General features: G+C 48.5%; 15 protein-coding genes. 11 read left to right on the top strand and 4 right to left on the bottom strand.

Annotation, left to right across the window (positions count from 1 at the left end):
• The first annotated feature begins 11 nt into the window (after nt 1–11).
• The 8 genes from ACO6VE_RS09065 to ACO6VE_RS09030 all read left to right on the top strand — a co-directional run bounded on the left by ACO6VE_RS09065 (nt 12) and on the right by ACO6VE_RS09030 (nt 7,807).
• The gene (locus ACO6VE_RS09065; RefSeq protein ID WP_422460909.1) at nt 12–1,565 is read left to right on the top strand and encodes a 2-isopropylmalate synthase; all 1,554 of its coding nucleotides are present in this window, start codon (nt 12–14) and stop codon (nt 1,563–1,565) included.
• A 123-nt stretch (nt 1,566–1,688) separates the two neighbouring features.
• Nucleotides 1,689–2,621, top strand: a complete 933-nt coding sequence (locus ACO6VE_RS09060; RefSeq protein ID WP_422460907.1) for a hypothetical protein — start codon at nt 1,689–1,691, stop codon at nt 2,619–2,621.
• Nucleotides 2,622–2,651: 30 nt separating this feature from the next.
• Nucleotides 2,652–3,119: a ribosomal protein S18-alanine N-acetyltransferase gene (gene rimI, locus ACO6VE_RS09055; protein ID WP_422449452.1), complete on the top strand. Its 468-nt coding sequence runs from the start codon at nt 2,652–2,654 to the stop codon at nt 3,117–3,119.
• 264 nt (nt 3,120–3,383) lie between these two features.
• Nucleotides 3,384–4,355, top strand: a complete 972-nt coding sequence (locus ACO6VE_RS09050; RefSeq protein WP_422449454.1) for a GIY-YIG nuclease family protein — start codon at nt 3,384–3,386, stop codon at nt 4,353–4,355.
• Between the two features lie 67 nt (nt 4,356–4,422).
• A complete protein-coding gene (locus tag ACO6VE_RS09045; protein WP_422460905.1) occupies nt 4,423–4,623 on the top strand; it encodes a hypothetical protein in 201 nt (66 codons plus the stop codon).
• Between the two features lie 36 nt (nt 4,624–4,659).
• Nucleotides 4,660–5,787: a tRNA (uridine(54)-C5)-methyltransferase TrmA gene (trmA, locus tag ACO6VE_RS09040; protein ID WP_422460903.1), complete on the top strand. Its 1,128-nt coding sequence runs from the start codon at nt 4,660–4,662 to the stop codon at nt 5,785–5,787.
• An 83-nt stretch (nt 5,788–5,870) separates the two neighbouring features.
• A complete protein-coding gene (locus tag ACO6VE_RS09035) occupies nt 5,871–7,049 on the top strand; it encodes a hypothetical protein (protein ID WP_422449460.1) in 1,179 nt (392 codons plus the stop codon).
• A gap of 89 nt (nt 7,050–7,138) precedes the next feature.
• Nucleotides 7,139–7,807, top strand: a complete 669-nt coding sequence (locus ACO6VE_RS09030; RefSeq protein ID WP_422449462.1) for a SanA/YdcF family protein — start codon at nt 7,139–7,141, stop codon at nt 7,805–7,807.
• A gap of 121 nt (nt 7,808–7,928) precedes the next feature.
• On the opposite strand, the gene ACO6VE_RS09025 is transcribed toward ACO6VE_RS09030, so the two are convergent.
• The 4 genes from ACO6VE_RS09025 to ACO6VE_RS09010 all read right to left on the bottom strand — a co-directional run bounded on the left by ACO6VE_RS09025 (nt 7,929) and on the right by ACO6VE_RS09010 (nt 12,343).
• On the bottom strand, nt 7,929–8,636 hold the full coding sequence (locus ACO6VE_RS09025; RefSeq protein WP_101744791.1) for a CpsD/CapB family tyrosine-protein kinase: 708 nt from the start codon (nt 8,634–8,636) through the stop codon (nt 7,929–7,931).
• Nucleotides 8,633–11,476 carry an SLBB domain-containing protein gene (locus ACO6VE_RS09020; protein WP_422460901.1) on the bottom strand — a complete coding sequence of 948 codons (2,844 nt, stop codon included), beginning with the start codon at nt 11,474–11,476 and terminating at the stop codon, nt 8,633–8,635. The genes ACO6VE_RS09025 and ACO6VE_RS09020 overlap by 4 nt, the downstream gene beginning before the upstream one ends.
• Nucleotides 11,473–11,820, bottom strand: a complete 348-nt coding sequence (locus ACO6VE_RS09015; protein WP_422460899.1) for a hypothetical protein — start codon at nt 11,818–11,820, stop codon at nt 11,473–11,475. Before ACO6VE_RS09015 ends, ACO6VE_RS09020 begins: the two co-directional genes overlap by 4 nt.
• Nucleotides 11,821–12,010: 190 nt before the next feature.
• Complete coding sequence (locus ACO6VE_RS09010) at nt 12,011–12,343, bottom strand: STAS domain-containing protein (RefSeq protein WP_209199922.1); 333 nt, start codon at nt 12,341–12,343, stop codon at nt 12,011–12,013.
• Nucleotides 12,344–12,681: 338 nt separating this feature from the next.
• On the opposite strand from ACO6VE_RS09010, the gene ACO6VE_RS09005 reads away from it, so the two are divergent.
• The 3 genes from ACO6VE_RS09005 to ACO6VE_RS08995 are packed head-to-tail and all read left to right on the top strand — an operon-like array spanning nt 12,682 to nt 17,310.
• Entirely contained in the window at nt 12,682–14,778 is a 2,097-nt protein-coding gene (locus ACO6VE_RS09005) for a putative bifunctional diguanylate cyclase/phosphodiesterase (RefSeq protein ID WP_422449469.1), read from the top strand.
• Nucleotides 14,771–15,874, top strand: coding sequence for a glycosyltransferase family 4 protein (locus tag ACO6VE_RS09000; protein WP_422460897.1), 1,104 nt, complete (start codon nt 14,771–14,773; stop codon nt 15,872–15,874). Before ACO6VE_RS09005 ends, ACO6VE_RS09000 begins: the two co-directional genes overlap by 8 nt.
• Nucleotides 15,875–15,879: 5 nt before the next feature.
• Nucleotides 15,880–17,310, top strand: a complete 1,431-nt coding sequence (locus ACO6VE_RS08995) for a lipopolysaccharide biosynthesis protein (RefSeq protein ID WP_422460895.1) — start codon at nt 15,880–15,882, stop codon at nt 17,308–17,310.
• Nucleotides 17,311–17,319 lie beyond the last annotated feature (9 nt).

Raw genomic sequence — 17,319 nt, 5'->3', positions numbered from 1 at the left:
AGGGATACACCATGAACAACAATCAAGTTGTGATTTTTGATACCACCCTGCGCGATGGAGAGCAAAGCCCCGGCGCAGCCATGACCCGTGATGAAAAATTACGCATAGCCAGAACCCTGGAAAAACTGCGGGTAGATGTTATTGAAGCCGGTTTCGCCATGGCCAGCCCGGGTGACTTTGAAGCTGTCAAAGCCATTGCCACCAATATCACGGAAAGCACCGTATGTAGCCTCTCCAGGGCACTGGAAAAAGATATTGACCGGGCCGCCGAAGCCCTGAAACCAGCCAGACGGGGGCGGATTCATACCTTTATTGCCACCTCTCCCATCCATATGCAGCACAAATTGTGTATGAACCCGGACGATGTGATCAAACAGGCCGTATTTGCCGTCAAACGGGCCAGAAATCACATTGACGATGTTGAGTTTTCCTGTGAAGACGCCGGCCGCTCCGAAATAGATTTTTTGTGCCGTATTATTGAAGCAGCCATTGATGCCGGTGCCAGAACCATCAATATTCCGGATACCGTTGGCTACGCCCTGCCACACCAGTTTGGAGAAACCATCAAAACCCTGATGGAACGTATCCCAAACGCTGATAAAGCCATCTTCTCCGTTCACTGCCACAATGACCTTGGCCTGGCTGTAGCCAACTCACTGTCTGCCGTTGTGAACGGGGCACGTCAGGTTGAATGCACCATCAATGGATTAGGGGAAAGAGCGGGCAATGCCTCGCTTGAAGAGATTGTCATGGCCCTGAAAACCCGGTCGGATTGTCTGGGAGTAACCACCGGTATTAACACCACTCAGATTGTACCGGCCTCACGACTGGTTTCCTCCATCACCGGCTTCCCGGTTCAACCCAACAAAGCCATCGTGGGAGCCAACGCCTTTGCCCACGAGTCTGGCATCCATCAGGATGGTGTACTGAAGCACCGGGAAACCTATGAAATCATGTCTGCCGAAGATGTCGGCTGGAATACCAACCGGCTGGTACTTGGTAAACTGTCTGGTCGCAATGCCTTCAAAACCCGAATGGAGGAACTGGGCATATCGTTCAGCAGCCAGGACGACCTGAATGATGCCTTCCAGCGTTTTAAAGTTCTGGCGGACAAAAAATCGGAAATCTACGACGATGACCTTCAGGCACTGGTGAGTGATGCCCGCAGCAGCAGCGAGCTGGTGGAGAAATATAAACTGATCGATCTGAATGCCAGCTCAAAAATTGGCAAAACACCGGAAGCAACACTCACCCTGGCAATCAACGGAAAACAGCAGACGGTATCCAGCAGCGGTGATGGTCCTGTTGACGCCATATTCAAAGCCATTGAAAAGCTGGCAAACTCCCGGGCCAGACTGGCATTGTATAATGTCAGCGCCATCACAACAGGTACTGACTCCCAGGGTAAAGTCTCTGTCCGGCTTGAGAAAAACGGGCAGATTGTCAATGGCTCCGGGGCTGACACCGATATCGTCATTGCTTCCGCCAAAGCCTACATCCATGCCCTCAACCTGCTGGAAGCCGATATCACCAAAGCCAATCCACAAACCGGGGGAACGGTTTAATCAATTTGGTTTGATTAAAATGCCAACAGGATCTTTCAATGATACTATTGGCTTTTTAATCTTCCTTCTGCTCTTACCCTTGAGAGCAGCAACCGTAAATAGCGGCAACCATTGAGAACCAACATGCAGGGCGAAACCGTTGACCACCCTTCACCATCCAACAGTGATCAGGCTGTCGACAGTTCTGCAGCAAAAATTCAGATTGCCCACCGGGAAAAACTCAGACAGAACTATTTGGGAGCCATGGGCATACAAACCTGGTTTCCCAGATATCAACTGACCAATGCTCAACCAGCCAGACCTTTTGACTGGATAGCAGAGGACGCCCGGGCACTTGCCGAAGCAGAGTCAGCTCAGGCTGTTTCTGGCACTGAAATCAGCTCAGCGTTTAACCAGCAGAATGCCAGAGAGCAGCCCCAGACAGGATACTCGCCGACCAAGCCAGTAGATATCCTTGGGCAATTTATTACCCCATCCAAACCTGTTGAGGACATCAAACAGGAAGCTCAACCTTCACCAGAGCCTGTAAAACAGCTGTCAGGCTCCGTCAGCAAATTCCGTCTGGTGATAAAACCCGTCAGCGATGACTGCCTTGTGGTGGCCGAAATGCCACACTCCGGGCTCAACCAATTCAGCCGCTACCATCAACGCCTTTTAGATGACATTCTCAGAGCACTCAAGCTCAACCCGGAAGGTGCACAGACTGTTCGTGAATTTGTCTGGCCCATGAGCGAAAGCCGGGGCCTGCTGAGCCAACTAAGCCAGGATGACTACGCTGCCGCCGATGCCGTCTGTGCTTATCTGAGCAACCAATACGGCTTATCCCGCAGAAAGGTGATTCTGTTATTTGGACAGTCAGCGGCCAGGTTTGTTATGGACCCGGAAAAAGATTTTGAGCAACTACGGGGCATCCAGCCGGGCACTCATACAGGCCAGTGGTTTGCTGTAACCCATGGGCTGAATGAACTGATGAAACAGTCCATACTCAAAAGGGAAGCATGGCAGGATCTGGCTCCGCTACTCACCAAAACACCAGACACACAGGGCAATGCCTGAAGATCAAACGATTCAGATAAATCATCAACCATGACACAACCCTCACTCACGTTTCGCCCCATGCTGGAAAGTGACCTGGAACAGGTCAATGCCGTGGAGCAACAGTCAGCAGAACACCCCTGGCGAAAAGCACACTTTTCCGCCAGCCTGTCCTCCGGCTATACCTGCGAACTGGCAGTGCTTGATGGCAGAATTGTAGGACACTGCGTCATGATGACGGTAGCCGGCGAAGCCAGCATTCTGATTCTGACGGTGGACAAATCTTTTCAACGGCGAGGTATCGGTCGGCAGCTATTGCAACACATGCTGCAGACAGCAGGACAGTCTGGCTGCAACACCATTCTGCTTGAAGTCCGCCGCTCCAATATCAAAGCCTTCAACCTTTATCTTCATGAAGGCTTCAGCGAGATCGGCATCAGGAAAAACTATTACCCCATGGGCAGGGGTTGGGAAGATGCCATCGTGATGGCAATGGAACCTGATACTTTCCTCAGCTGACAACAACTGACAACAACTGAAAACAACAGCTGCTCTGGAAGCGACTTATTCCTAATAAACTCGTCAAGTTACCGCATTAAACGACAATTGCATCGTATTAGCGCAATGGGTCTTCGTGTGAACGATAAAGTCATCGACCAGGCTTCAAAATCAAACCGGACATCGTAAAAAAAAACTACAAAATACGAGCTTTCCACCCCTGCACAGGGATAAATTGACAGGTATAATCGCGCCCCTGTTTCAGTCACAGCAAGGTCTTAAGCGTTGATTATCTTCACCGTCACCAACAAAACCACCTCTCAAGTCTATGTTGGGTCAACCCGCAATGACCTGGTTGACCAATGGGAAAAAATGGTGGCTGCAGCCGAGCAGAATCTTGACTACCCGCTATACCAGGAGATCCGTGTACACGGCAGGGATGGCTTTGTCGTTGAAGAGTGGGATTTCGTAGAAGACCGCAATGAGCTGAACGCGCTTGAACAGGAAGCCATTGAAACGCTGGGTGCTCGCAGTCTCCGTGGCTATAAAACCAGCACCGTCAAGATCCAGCCTAAAAAGAAAACACGAACCCGCAAGTCCAGCGTGGAAAAAGAGCTTGCCAGCATCTTTGACGAGTTCGACGGCGACATGGATGACTTTGATGAGATTTCTCCAGAGCCGAAAAAGCAGACGGAAGAGAAAACCGCAACACCACAACAGCCCGGCATTGCACAACCAGTGACGCCTGTTTCTGTTGAACGCGTCAGATCACCGGACATCAAACTGGATGTTTCTACCGCACAGGAAAACGCAGCAGAAGCCCGGAAAGAAAAGCTGGTGGCAAAACCGGAAAACGGCTCTCAGGTGAATGCCGTTGTGCAAATGAACAACATCTGTCTCAGCGACGACATTTCGGCCCAGCTTGAAGCCATTCAGGCAGCAGCCAACGCCGTCCTGTCAGGAGACAGCAATGCGGTTGAACTCCTCAACAGCAAACCAGCCGCTCCCGTAACGGTTGAGATCGAAGTGGCTGAACCGCAGCCTGAGCCAGTGAAAGCGGCTGAACCAGAGATCATTATTGAGCTTGACCCACGGGAACAACGCATCCGCGAAGCCATTGAGCGGCACCGCAAAGCCAGGGCCCAGAAGACGTCGGATAGCCAGGCATCCGATCGCCAGCAAATTGAACAACTGCTGGCAGAACTCACCGCAAGAGCCATGGGCATGAATAGCCAGAGCGTGGCTGTCGCTGCCTGATTCCTTATACCGGCATTTTCTTCCCCTGAACGTGCCGGCCACCCTACCTCACATCTATACTTGGGCTATGAACAAGCCCAACGATCGCTCACTTGAACATCTTCAACGAACACTTCCTGACAAACTCCGGGCAGCCTGCCATGTTCTGCAACGATTTGAGCAGAGAATGATCCTGATCAGCCATCGCAGTGATCAAATCGCCTTAAAAATGCAGCAAATCCGGAAAAACATCCAGCAGTCAATGCATGGCCACTCAAATCAATCATAAACCACGCTTCACGCCCATGCTATTACGGCCCATAATATGGGCCGTTTTTATTTGATCACGAGCGCTATGTCCCTACCAACAGTCCAACCCGAAAGGTATGAACAGCAACTGGCCCAAAAGGCCAGCAGCATTTGCAGCGAGTTTGCCGAATTCGATATGCCTGAACTGGAACTTTTCCGCTCCAGGTCGGACCATTACCGGATGAGAGCAGAGTTTCATGTCTGGCATGAGGGCGATCACTGCTACTACCGAATGTTCGATCCACAAACCAGGCAGCCCTTTGAAGTCACCTCCTTTCCCAGCGGCTCCGAAACCATTAACCGGTTAATGATGCCCTTGATGGAGGCTATCATCACCAGCAGCCATCTGAAGAAACGGCTTTTTCAGGTTGAATTTCTCACCACCCAGACAAAGGAAGCCCTGGTGTCACTGATCTATCACCGCCAGCTGGATGATCAGTGGAAGCAGGAAGCGACAGCACTCCAGGAACAGTTTGGCATTGCCATTATTGGACGTGCCCGCAAACAGAAACTGGTGCTGGATAAAGACTATGTCACTGAAACTTTGACCGTGGATGGCAAACCATTCCATTACACCCAAGTAGAAAACAGTTTTACCCAGCCTAATGCCAGTGTTAATGAGCACATGCTTGCCTGGGCCAGTGGCACCGCACGAGCGATTACGTCCGACCGTAGCAGTGATCTGTTAGAGCTCTATTGCGGAAATGGTAATTTCACCTGCGTGCTTGCCAGACATTTTACCCGGGTACTGGCCACTGAAATTGCCAAAACCTCAGTCCATTCGGCCCGGGAAAACTTTAAGCTGAATAATGTAGAGAACGTAGAAATCGCCCGTCTATCCAGTGAGGAGTTGACCCAGGCCATGAACAGGGAACGGGCATTTCGCCGCCTGAGTGAGATCGACCTGGACAGCTATGATTTCTCAACCATTCTGGTGGATCCTCCCAGGGCAGGTCTCGATGAAGGAACAGAAAAGCTGGTGCAGAATTTCGACAATATCCTGTACATTTCCTGCAACCCTGAAACGCTCAGGAAAAATCTGTCAACCATTTGCCAGACCCATAGAATCGAAAAAATCGCCCTTTTTGACCAGTTCCCATACACTCATCATGCTGAAATGGGCGTTCATCTGATTCGGAAATAGTCAGATTTACACTCCCCGGCGGGACTCCTACTTTGATTCTTAGGAAGAAAAAGTTTTAAGGAAGTTCTCCGGGGTAGCCTCACGTGAAAAACAACAAGCTGAAATATCTGCCAGCATCCATCATTTTCTCTGTTTTCTGGCTTTTCTTTGCACCGACTTCTTACAGCAGCGATGCGGACTATATCAAAACTGCGGTATTGTTCGTGGCCTATGACCAGGGTGAAAGCAACGCATTCCTGCGTATTCAGGAAAAACTGAAAAACGCCAATATTCCCTACCGGATATTGGCGATGGGTCGTGCTGCTGAAGTCTTCAAAAATGACCCGGCTCTGATTCCATTCGATAGATTGACCCACAACGAAGCGCTGTATGAAAATCGCGACCATCTGCTGAACCAGAAGCTGGTTTACCAACTCGCTGAAAGCATCTCCACCAAAATTGTCTATACCGGTATGGCAAGTCGGGCACAGGCTCAGATTGCCAATATCTGGGAGAGAAGAGGTGCCAGGGTCATCGCATTTTATGATAATTTTGAGCCAGTTGATTCCATCAGCTATGTACAGCCTTTTTTAGAAGAGCTGAGCTACCTGGACGAGTTCCATGTCCCCAGTAAAACCACCGCGCTTAGCTTTCAGAGCATCGCTGCCTCCCTGGGAGCAGCAGTGACCGTTACCGGACAGCCCGCACTGGAAGACTGGGACAAAGTCTATGATGAGACCGATATTTTCCTATTACGCGACACCCTCAATATACACCCGGAGCAGCCTGTAGTGTTGTTTGCCGGTGATTACAGCAGCAGCTATCCCAAGGCTTTTCAAACCTTTATTGCAGCAACAAGGAAGCTGCCCAACATTCTTTTTCTGGTTTCATATCACCCCAAGTTTGATGGTGAGCTTGAGCGCAGGATCATTGAGGCTCAATCGGACGGCAATGTCCATCTGTTACACCACGGCACTTATTCCACCGCATCACTGAGCACCATTGCCTCTGCGGTTATTGTCCATAAATCATCCGTCGCCCAGCAGGCCATCTACCGGGGCAAGCCGGTCATCTATGTGGCTGATGAAAACTATCAGAACCTGATGCTGACCGAACAGCTGGCCATTCGCGCATCAAACCCGGATCCTTTGGCCGTCATGATTTATGCTCACATCAGGGGCTTCAGGCCACCGGCGGTTGCCGAAAGCCTGGGCATACCGGATGCGCCCAGCAAAACCATAACAAAGCTGATGATTGATGAGCTAAGACGAATGTCTGATTAAAAATAGAGAGTTTTTTGATTCACTGGCTTTATAGAATGTACGCAATGTGATCTACTCAGGAATGATGTGACTCGCATTGAAGGTATACGATGGGTGTCCGAATACCCCATGTACTGATTTTTGTCAGGCTGGCCATTCTCTCTACCATTGTCTTGCTGGCATTGACTGTACTTTGCAACTTGATGGTGGCCAGGGCAACCAATAACGCCCTGTACTCTAACCTGAGCAAGCTCCCCTATAATCAGGTTGGTGTTTTGCTGGGTACCAGCAAATACTCTCGCCTAGGCGGCTTTAATGACCACTACCGGCTCCGGCTGGAAGCAGCCTTCCAACTCTACCAAGCGGGTAAGATTGATTACATTCTCATCAGCGGCGATAACAGCACCCGTTTTTACGATGAACCAAGCACTATAAGGCGTGACCTGCTAAAGAAAGGCGTCCCTGCAGAACGCATATATCGCGACTATGCCGGTTTCAGAACGCTTGATTCCGTTCTCAGGGCACATCATGTTTTTGATTTGGATAGCTTTACAATTATTTCCCAGGCTCCACACAATAAGCGGGCTCTGTATATCGCCATGAATCATGATATTGACGCCATTGCCTTTAATGCGGGCGAGGGCTATGACATTGATATCAGCAATAGAGCCAGAGAGATGCTTGCCAGGGTACTGGCTGTGCTGGAGGTACATTTTCTCAATACTGGCCCTAAATTCCTTGGCCCGACCATTGAGATTGGTGTTACGCCCCCTACCTGATAAACAATACCGTTTTCATCTATCTACGGGACAAAACACTACCAGCAGAGCCCCTTTGATATTTCACTGTGTGCTACGACAACCTGTTTGATGACGCAGATAACCAAAGGGAACACAGCCCCTAAAGGTCAATATTAAAGAACGAAGATTTTTTAACGTAATTTCTGACTTTCTGCATGGCATTAGGAAACCAGTTGTCCAGTCGACGGGTTTCCCGGCAAATTTCATCCGCCAGGCGAGGATTTAGAAAATCATTATAAACAACACCAACTAATGACACATCATGCTGGGTCAGCCTGTCCAGTGCTGTTTTGAATTGTGTTTGTCGAGTCACTCCAGCCATGACGATCATGATTGTTCCATCAACCATGGCACAAATGGACTCTGCGGGAATATTATTACGATTCCTGGCATTTACCGGGGAGGTATCAAAAATCACCGCGTCATAGTTTTCCAGCCAATGCTCCATAAGCTTGCTCATGTTGGTAATACTGCGGAATCCAAGCACATCCGTATCACAAGGAGCCGGCAGTATATCCAGGTTCACATCGTCCGAACGCATAATACAGCCATCAGCAGACTGAGGATTGGGCAACCAGTCGGTATGAATATGCCCGGAAATATCACCCAGTTCAGGGTGCAGCATGTTCACTTCCACCAGCAACGTTCGCTTGCCATCGATTTCACTGCGCTGACTTAACGCATAAGCCAGGGTACTGCAGCCCTCTTCCGCATTGGCGGAAGTAATAGCGACCGAACGCAACCCTTTACCAATACTGTTGCCATATACCTCTTCAATCTCCAGATAGTTAATGGGTAGCTTGATCATGGCGTAAACCATCCCAGATTGGTGAGGAATTGAATTACCGTCAAAACAGCGGCCGCATCAGCAACCAGCCCCATGAGAACATTCCAGTTTGATTGTGATAATTCTGGCACAAAGACCGTATCACCAGCCCTTAACACCGGTAACCGTGAAGCATCCGGGTCTTTCATAAATTCCACCAGATCAAATGTCGCCGTCCGGTTCTCACAACAGGAACTGTTGACTATGAGTATTTTCTCAACATAAGCGGTCTCCTTTGGTCCTTTCGCCTCTGCCAGTAAATCCAGAATGGTCATGTTATTGGTAAATTCATAACGGCCTGAGACAAAAACAGCACCCATAATCCTGACCGTATCTTCAGGTTTTTTCTCAACCCATTTACGTGCTCTGGATGGGAAAAAGATAGAGTCACCGGGTTTCACTTTTGGTAGCAAACTGTCATCACCCGTTTCAAAATATCTCACAAGGTCAAACTTGGTGACTCTGGGAGCTCCCTCATTGCGATGAACGATTCGAATCTGGCTCAGGTCTGCTTCTTCTGAAGGTCCTGAAGTAGCACCGACTATATCCAGAAAGCCCATTTCATTGTTAAAAGCGTAGCGCCCCGGTGTTTTAACAGCACCCATAACGTAGATGGCATTTTCCTTTGGTAACTTAACCCAGCTGGAAGTATTGGCTGATGGGTTCTCCGGCAACTCGGGAATAACGATCGTTGTACCACCCGTCAGTTGAGGCATATCTGACCATGACCCACCAACTTCAATAAACTCCTGCATATTGAACTCAATGATATTCCGCTGATCATTGGGGCCTGGCTTAATAACTTTCACATGGGCGAGGTCTGCTTTATCAGTCGGGCCACCAGCGTTACTGATATAATCCATAAAATCTACCGAAGGTGCCCACTCATAGCGGCCGGGCTTTTTAATAGCCCCGAGTATCTTCAGTGAGTCATCAGTTTCAAGCTTGAGCCAGGACTTATCATCCTCAGGACCTTTTTCGGGGAAAAACACCGCATCGCCCGAGTCAATCGAAGGTATGCTGCTGGTTCGTCCTTCGGTAAAATCCTGAAAGTTAAATGGTACTACTGTACCATTATTTTTCAAAATCCTGACCGAACGAATATCGGCATATTGGGTAGGGCCCCCTGAGCTAGCGAGAATATCCAGAAAACCAACGCCTTCAGATGTTTCGAATGCACCGGGCTTCTGAACCTGTCCCATCACATACACTTTACGCGCGCCACCAGAAACAGAATCAACCTGCTGAGCAACATAGATGGTTGATCCCGGCTCCAACATTGGTAAATCTTCATCTTTTCCACTGTCAAGAAACTTCTTAAGGTCAAACAGCTTGGGCTCTGTACCAGAAAGCAACCGAATCTGTTCAACATTGGCATAGCGGGTAACCCCCCCGCCTTTCAAAATGGCATCCACAACATTAATGCCTTCCTGGTAAGGAAAGCTAACGGGCTTCAGCACTTCACCAAATACCTTGATCACGGTCCTGTCAGAAACAGAATCAAGCGCCTTATCATCTACGGCTCTGGGCTCTCCGTGCACACTGCTCAAACCAGGTGAGGTAGGCACAAAAATCTCATCCAGAGACTTTATCTCCGGAAGAACAGAGGGGTCCCCGGTATCCAGATAGCGTTTAAAGTTAAAGACGTTTTTCTTACCATCCCTTCTCAACTGAAGCCTATCCAGCTGGGCACCATCAACGAAGCCCCCTGCCTCGGTAATCGCCATTTGGATATTACCGGTACTGGGCAGTTCGACCTCACCCGGGTTGTTGACAAAACCCAATACAGTGATCAGTAGCCGTTTTTCCTTCAAATGAATGGTCAGTTTATCAAGCCCGAGAAACACATCGGACAACGCCGTATAAATGGCTTTATCTGCAGCCCTTAACGTAAGGTCGGCTACTTTCAACTGCCCTACTTCAGGCAGGTGGATAGTCCCATCTCTGCCAATAAGGAAGTTCGTATTAAACCCCTCTTCCCCCGGCAGCCCTATAACCAGAATATCCCCTGACTGCAACTGATAATGTACAGGGTCTCTCGTCCGCCCTGATGATTTATCAACCTCAACGCCTGATACGTCAGCTACTTCCGGGGTAGCCACCTCCGCAGTCGCCGATTCTGGCCCCGTCAGAACAGTCTCCTCTTCGCTTACCGGTGCAGCCAACATGTGAGCTTCTATGCCAGCGCTTTGATTGTTTTTCAAACCAGGTTGAGGTGAAACTTCTTTTTTACTGCCCGTCTGCTTCTGCGGATCAACTGTTTTTTCAGGAGTTTTCTCCCGTAAAGAAATCAGCACAGCATCATCGGCTTCCAGCTGCCATTCCCCTGACTGTGCGGCTGGCACTTTAATATGCTGGCTGTTCCTGATCAGGGTAAAATCTGCATCAACATCAGTATCGTCAAAAAAAGTGTGGTACGAATTAAGACTGGTTAACAATGAGTCAATGGGAAAAGGGTACTTCCCGGGATTTTGGATATCACCGAGGATGGCAATGTTGATCAAACGTTCCGGGGCAATATAGTTTATGCTCTCTACATTATAAGATTCACCAGTTTTACTGAGTATTTCAGTGGAAGCAGCCTCTTCATCCATTCCCATCAAATTGAGAACCATTCCATCAGGAAAAGTGACTGCCACCGCCTCATCAACTCGAAGAAGCGGCACAGATTCTCCACCATCACTCAGCTTTATGAGGAACACTCCACCTTTTTCGATGGGTGCATTGGCAAGTACTCCGCCAGAATAGACGACGAATAACAGGAAAACTGCCAGAGTCTGCAATAGCCTGCTGCAAATACCTGTGCAATGGAGAGTCTTCATTGAGGCACCCGCATAAACAGCCATAAATTTACAGGTCTTGGCCAGTCTGAAAGCCCCAGAACAGAGTCTTTCGACCGTAATGGTTTGTGGCCCTCTTGAATCAGCCCTGAAGCATACTGTACAGGGCATCCGCCATCTTCAGCCATCGCCTCCATGATCAAACGAACCTTTTCCAGGGCCACAAATGATTCACTGAGTTGATGACTGGCATCGCCCAGAAGGTCACCATCAATCTCATGCCTGATAAGCCGATGCTTATCATTGATTAAGCTCATCTGCCCGGGAAGGCAATATTCACCACCAGCGTCTTTGAGCTCAATATATCTGGATTGGCTGATATTCAATAACTTAATCACATGAGACCGGTTAATATCCCTGATATTGCGTTTTTCATCAACTGTAAGGCTAAAATCACGGTCAGCATGAAATGGCCATAGAAATGAGCATGAGGAGAGTAAAGGAAATAAAAAACAAACAAACAGATACCCGGCAGATTTACCACCCGATATCAAAATAGAAAAAAATAAAAATAATTTATTTTTTCGACAGATACTCTTCAATACTCTCATATTGCTTGATCGTCTGGTTAATCCTGAGCATTGTCAATAACTCGTCAGGCTTTCCATTAACACCAAGCAATCCAAGATTTCTGCTCTCAGTCTTTAGACGCTTATAAAGAAAAACCAGCGCACCGATGCCTGAAGAATCAAGTTCATTAACAGAACTCATATCAACAAGGACATCTCCTGCACACTCTTTAATTAAATGATCAAAGTGACCTCTAACCTCATTCACTGTCTCTGCATTGAATTTGTTATGCAATTCAATAATATCACAGCTGCTGGCTTGATAAGTCGCGTAATCCATTACCTGTTACTCCCAACTTCAATACTTCTTATTATTTACCTGATAAAAGTAAAACATAATTTTACACAACACACATTCAATTAGATTAGACAAAAGAACAGAGATGCATTCTGTAAAAGTCATATTTTAAAGAAAAGAGCAAAAGATCATGAAATAGTCTCGGGAATTAAAAAATAATTAAAATTTCATTTTTTTATAAAACACAAATCTGAGCAAACCCTATAGTTAATTCGTAAGGCTGTAAAAAATACCAACCAGACAACACGCCTTAATGCATTCAGACATGAAGCTGTATCCAAATAACTCTGAATCGATGGCTAATTATTAAAGTTATTTTTATGGATACCCAGAAGGGCGTGCATTCTGCAGAACACTTATCCATCAAACTGCTTAAAGCGGTCCTTCTCTGTGCCTGCACATTAGGCATATTACTAAGCCTTGTGCAGGTGTTTCTGGATGCTCACCTGTCCAGCGCTGATATTGATCGAAAAGCCCGGGAATTGCTGGCAATGATTCATGATCCCGCCAGCAAGGCGGTTGATCGTCTGGATACCGATATGGGACAAGAAGTGCTCAATGGTCTGCTGGAAATGAAGTCGGTGCAGGTGGCAGCAATACGACTGGATGATACGGCAAATCTGGCCAAGGTAGAGAGGCCCATTTTTGCTTCCCGGTACCGCCTCCTTTCTGACTATATTTTTGACTCCATCCGTACCTACCGTCAGCCACTTGAATCAGGGAAAGAACACTTTGGGGAATTGATTCTCTCCATTGATACGGCCTACGAAGGTAAGGCGTTTATTCAAAGATCCGTCGTTGTGGTATTTGCCGGGATAATCAGGGCCATAGCAATGGCTCTGTTGATGTACCTGATCTGCTCAACGTTGCTGACTCGCCCCATGAATCGTTTGATTCGCCATTTATCAAGTATCGATCCTGAAGCACCGGGACAACAGCAGCTGCCTGTGCCTGAAGGTAATGAAAATAATGAGTTAGGTCTCTGGGTCAGAACGGCCAATAAACTGTTAACATCCATTAACTACCATCAAAGTCTGCGTCAAAAAGCAGAAGCCCGTATCATGCGGCTGTCCCAATATGACTACCTGACCAGACTACCAAATCGCCGCACCCTGCAGAACCAGATCAATACCTTTATCCAAAAGGCCACTAACAAGCATGAGAACATCGCTATTCTCTGCCTCGGACTGGATGACTTTAAATCCCTCAATGCCCAAGTCAACTTCAATGCCGCCGAACATATTCTGGTAAAAGTCTCGGATCGCCTTAGAAACTGCATCGGCAATAAAGCCTATATTGGTCGATTAGGTGAAGATCAGTTTGCCATTATCCAATCAAAGATCGAACAGCCCTACGAGGCTGCTGAGATGGCCCAGTCTCTGATCAGGCAGCTTGACAGACCGTTCGAGATTAACAATGAGCAGCTGACCATCAGTGCTACTGTCGGAATAACGCTCTTTCCTGATGATGGTGAGGATGTCGACACCCTCCTGCAGCAGGCTGAATTTGCCATGATCATGGCCAAGTCCAGAAGCCACAACCGCTACCAGTTCTATGTAGCCACGATTGATACCGAAATCCGCCAGCGCAAGCGGTTGGAAATGGACCTCCACCAGGCCCTTGAAAACCACGAACTCAGCCTGGCGTTCCAGCCACAGTTTAACTATCAAAAAGGCGAGCTGGTGGGTGCCGAGGCCTTGCTGCGCTGGAATCACCCGGAGAAAGGGGTGATCTCACCGGATATGTTCATTCCCATGGCAGAACACAGTCTTGATATTATTCCTATTGGTAACTGGGTTCTGGAGAATGCCTGCCAACAGTTAAACAAGTGGCACCTTGACGGTCATCAAAACCTGCGTCTGGCCGTCAACCTCTCGGCCATTCAGCTGCAGGATCAGAATATTGCTGATCGAATCGCTTTTTTACTGAATAAATACCAGATTCCCCCTGAAACCCTGGAGCTTGAGGTGACAGAAACCTCCATTATTGATGACCTGGAAGCATCGAAAGCCCAGCTCCAGAATATGAAAAACATTGGGGTAACACTGGCACTTGATGACTTTGGAACAGGTTACTCCTCGCTGGGTTACCTTAAACAGTTTCCCTTCGACAAAATCAAAATTGATAAATCCTTTGTCGAAGATCTTCCTGATAACCGCGAAAACTGTGGCATCGTTGAAGCGATTGTTCAGATTGGCAAGAGCTTCGGCCTGAAAGTTCTGGCTGAGGGTGTAGAGACTGTTGAACAGGAAACCTACCTGGCTAACAAAGGCTGTCAGGAAGGACAAGGCTATTACTACGGAAAGCCACTGTCCGCCCACGACTTTATCAGCCTCATATCAAGTCAGCGTGCCTTGTCGGGTAATACGCAGGTAGAGGGCGGAGATTATGAAACGCCGGGAGACAATAATGACTGATCATCCCATTGTCATACTCCTGGACTCCCGACAGGCAGGTGGTATCGAGACCCATGTTTACCAACTTGGCAAAGCGCTGAAAAACAGTGGCTGGCCTGCAGAAATCTGGTTTTACCAGCAATATCAGGCTGAACACCCTCTTGAACAGGCCTTAACAGACTCGGCCCTCCGTTTTCGCTACCTCAGCGGCAAGTTGCCCGGGTTGATCTCAGCACTCAAAAACACACAGCCTCTGTTACTTCACACCCATGGGTACAAAGCCGGTATTGTTGGCCGCCTGGCTTCGGTAGTCACAAGGACGCCTGTTGTTTCCACCTTTCATAATGGTGATCCGGGTGAAGGTATGGTCCGGCTATATTCACTGCTTGATCAGCTGAGCAGCCCCATATCTGAAAATATTGCCGTCAGTGATGAGATTGCCAGAAGATGGATCAGTGCTCCCCATCGGATTGATAACTTTGTGGAGGTTCCGGAACATTATCCCTCCTCGGGAACAGCCATCGCCTTTGTTGGCCGGTTGAGTCACGAGAAAGGTCCTGACCTGTTTCTGCAACTGGCCAAGCACCAGCCACATCTCCCCTTCCGGCTCTATGGCAGTGGCCCAATGGAAGAAATGCTGCAAAAGCAGCAGGTCAATAACGTCATGTTCATGGGACAGGTTCAATCCATGGAAGCCCATTGGCGCGATATTGGCCTGTTGTGTATCACCTCCCGCTTTGAAGGGTTGCCCCTGGTGGCGCTTGAAGCCATGGCTCATGGTGTGCCTGTCCTCAGCTTTCCATTGGGCGGACTTCCGGACCTTATTGTGCAGGGCTTCAATGGCTGGACGTCTCCGATTGGCGACCTTAATGCAATGAGCAATTTACTGCTGTTCTGGGACTCACTGCCAGAGGCCGTAAAGTGGCAAATCAGAGAAGCCTGTATTGCGACAGTGATCAATAACTATTCAAGTCAGGCAATCCTGCCAAAGATTCTTGATGTCTACCAGCAAGCCGTGCAGGCAAAAGGGTACGATTGGCCCAATAACCTCATCAAAGAGTCCCCTGCCCATGGCCTGGCTAATAAGAAACAGGATCGCTCTCAAACGGTTGGATAAACTCAATGGAACTTGGACAGAATGTTATCAAAGGATTGAAAGTTGGCGCGATCCTGCGCCTTGTGGCCCAGATTTTCACCTGGCTCAATACACTGATTCTGATCCGCCTGCTGACACCTGATGATTATGGCCTTATGGCCATGACCATGGCTTTTATCGGTATCTTTGCACTGATGGGAGACTTTGGTATCGGCAAAGCGATCATTCAGGCAGAAGAGCTCACCACAGACCGGCTCCGGCAGGCTTGCACGATTAACATTGTTTCCTGTCTGGTCTTTTTCAGCGTTTTCTTTTCCATCGCCCCGGTTATTGCCAGCTTCTTTGATGAACCAAGAGTGACCGTTCTGGTCCGGGCAGTCGCCTGCCAGCACCTTATTATGATCTTTCATACCCTCCCTTATGCCATGGCAAGCCGCAGGATGCTGTTCAAAGAGCGGGAAAAAGTCCAGTTTTATACCGCCCTGATGACCAGCCTTGTCACCATCGCCATGGCTGCCTCCGGTTGCGGCGTATGGTCACTGATTCTGGGGCATCTGTTTATGCGTCTGGCTCTGACCATTGGCTATAACCTAATAGCCCCCTGCTGGGTCCGGCCTGCATTGAGTTTCAGGGGTTTTGCCAAAATGGCAGGATTCAGTGGCATCGCCACCGTTAATGATGTGTTGCGTTATTTCGTCAATGTCTTTGGCAACATCAGCATTGGCCGCCTGCTCAGCAAAGCCGATCTGGGGGTGTTCTCTGTTGCCAGGAATCTGGCCAATCTTCCCAGCGACAAGATCGGCGAACTTCTCAACCACCTTGGGCTTTCATCATTTGCCAAGCTTCAGAATGAACGTAATGTTGCCGGGCAATATCTGCATAAATCAGTTCAGCTTGCCAGTCTGGTACTTTTCCCCATGTATCTCGGTATGTGTGCCATATCGCCTGAATTAATCACTCTGGTCCTCTCCGATAAATGGGCTGCGGCGATTGTGCCATTTCAAATTCTCTGCCTGACCAGCCCATTCCGGATGCTGTCGGAAATGATGGCTACCGGTATAACCGCCATTGGTGAACCGAAAAAAAATAGCCATACCTTACTGTTAACTATTTTGACCCTGCCCATTTTTTTCGTTGGTATCCAATATGGTGTTGAAGGAGCATGTTGGGCCTGGTTAAGCATTAACCTGATCAGTTTCGCTGTTCACCTGAAACTTATGCTGCCAGCATTTGAGCTGAAATCATCGTCTTTCCTGAGCGCTCTTCTACCCAGCTTCTGCAGCGCCATGATTATGCTGGGGGGCTTACTGCTGCTTCGGGATCAATTGACCGGCCAGATACATGAGGCAGCTCAACTATTTCTGATGATTCTGGCTGGAGTGCTCCTGTTTTCAGCCACTCAGCTGCTGCTCTTTCGTCGCCCGCTCTTCACCACCCTCAAGTACTTAAGGCACTAGGGTGTTTTA

This window comes from Endozoicomonas sp. ALB115 (assembly GCF_049310245.1).
In the GTDB taxonomy this organism is placed as follows: domain Bacteria; phylum Pseudomonadota; class Gammaproteobacteria; order Pseudomonadales; family Endozoicomonadaceae; genus Endozoicomonas.
The sequence above is the reverse complement of the archived record's forward strand: the minus strand, read 5'-3'. Positions and strand labels throughout refer to the sequence as shown.

What these genes read in the sequence shown, in the direction of transcription:
- ACO6VE_RS08995 (WP_422460895.1), top strand. Translation starts at nt 15,880, where the DNA reads ATGGAACTTGGACAGAATGTTATCAAAGGATTGAAAGTTGGCGCGATC.
- ACO6VE_RS09030 (WP_422449462.1), top strand. Translation starts at nt 7,139, where the DNA reads ATGGGTGTCCGAATACCCCATGTACTGATTTTTGTCAGGCTGGCCATT.
- ACO6VE_RS09005 (WP_422449469.1), top strand. Translation starts at nt 12,682, where the DNA reads ATGGATACCCAGAAGGGCGTGCATTCTGCAGAACACTTATCCATCAAA.
- ACO6VE_RS09020 (WP_422460901.1), bottom strand. Translation starts at nt 11,476, where the DNA reads ATGAAGACTCTCCATTGCACAGGTATTTGCAGCAGGCTATTGCAGACT.
- ACO6VE_RS09065 (WP_422460909.1), top strand. Translation starts at nt 12, where the DNA reads ATGAACAACAATCAAGTTGTGATTTTTGATACCACCCTGCGCGATGGA.
- ACO6VE_RS09045 (WP_422460905.1), top strand. Translation starts at nt 4,423, where the DNA reads ATGAACAAGCCCAACGATCGCTCACTTGAACATCTTCAACGAACACTT.
- ACO6VE_RS09000 (WP_422460897.1), top strand. Translation starts at nt 14,771, where the DNA reads ATGACTGATCATCCCATTGTCATACTCCTGGACTCCCGACAGGCAGGT.
- trmA (WP_422460903.1), top strand. Translation starts at nt 4,660, where the DNA reads ATGGGCCGTTTTTATTTGATCACGAGCGCTATGTCCCTACCAACAGTC.
- ACO6VE_RS09060 (WP_422460907.1), top strand. Translation starts at nt 1,689, where the DNA reads ATGCAGGGCGAAACCGTTGACCACCCTTCACCATCCAACAGTGATCAG.
- ACO6VE_RS09025 (WP_101744791.1), bottom strand. Translation starts at nt 8,636, where the DNA reads ATGATCAAGCTACCCATTAACTATCTGGAGATTGAAGAGGTATATGGC.
- ACO6VE_RS09010 (WP_209199922.1), bottom strand. Translation starts at nt 12,343, where the DNA reads ATGGATTACGCGACTTATCAAGCCAGCAGCTGTGATATTATTGAATTG.
- rimI (WP_422449452.1), top strand. Translation starts at nt 2,652, where the DNA reads ATGACACAACCCTCACTCACGTTTCGCCCCATGCTGGAAAGTGACCTG.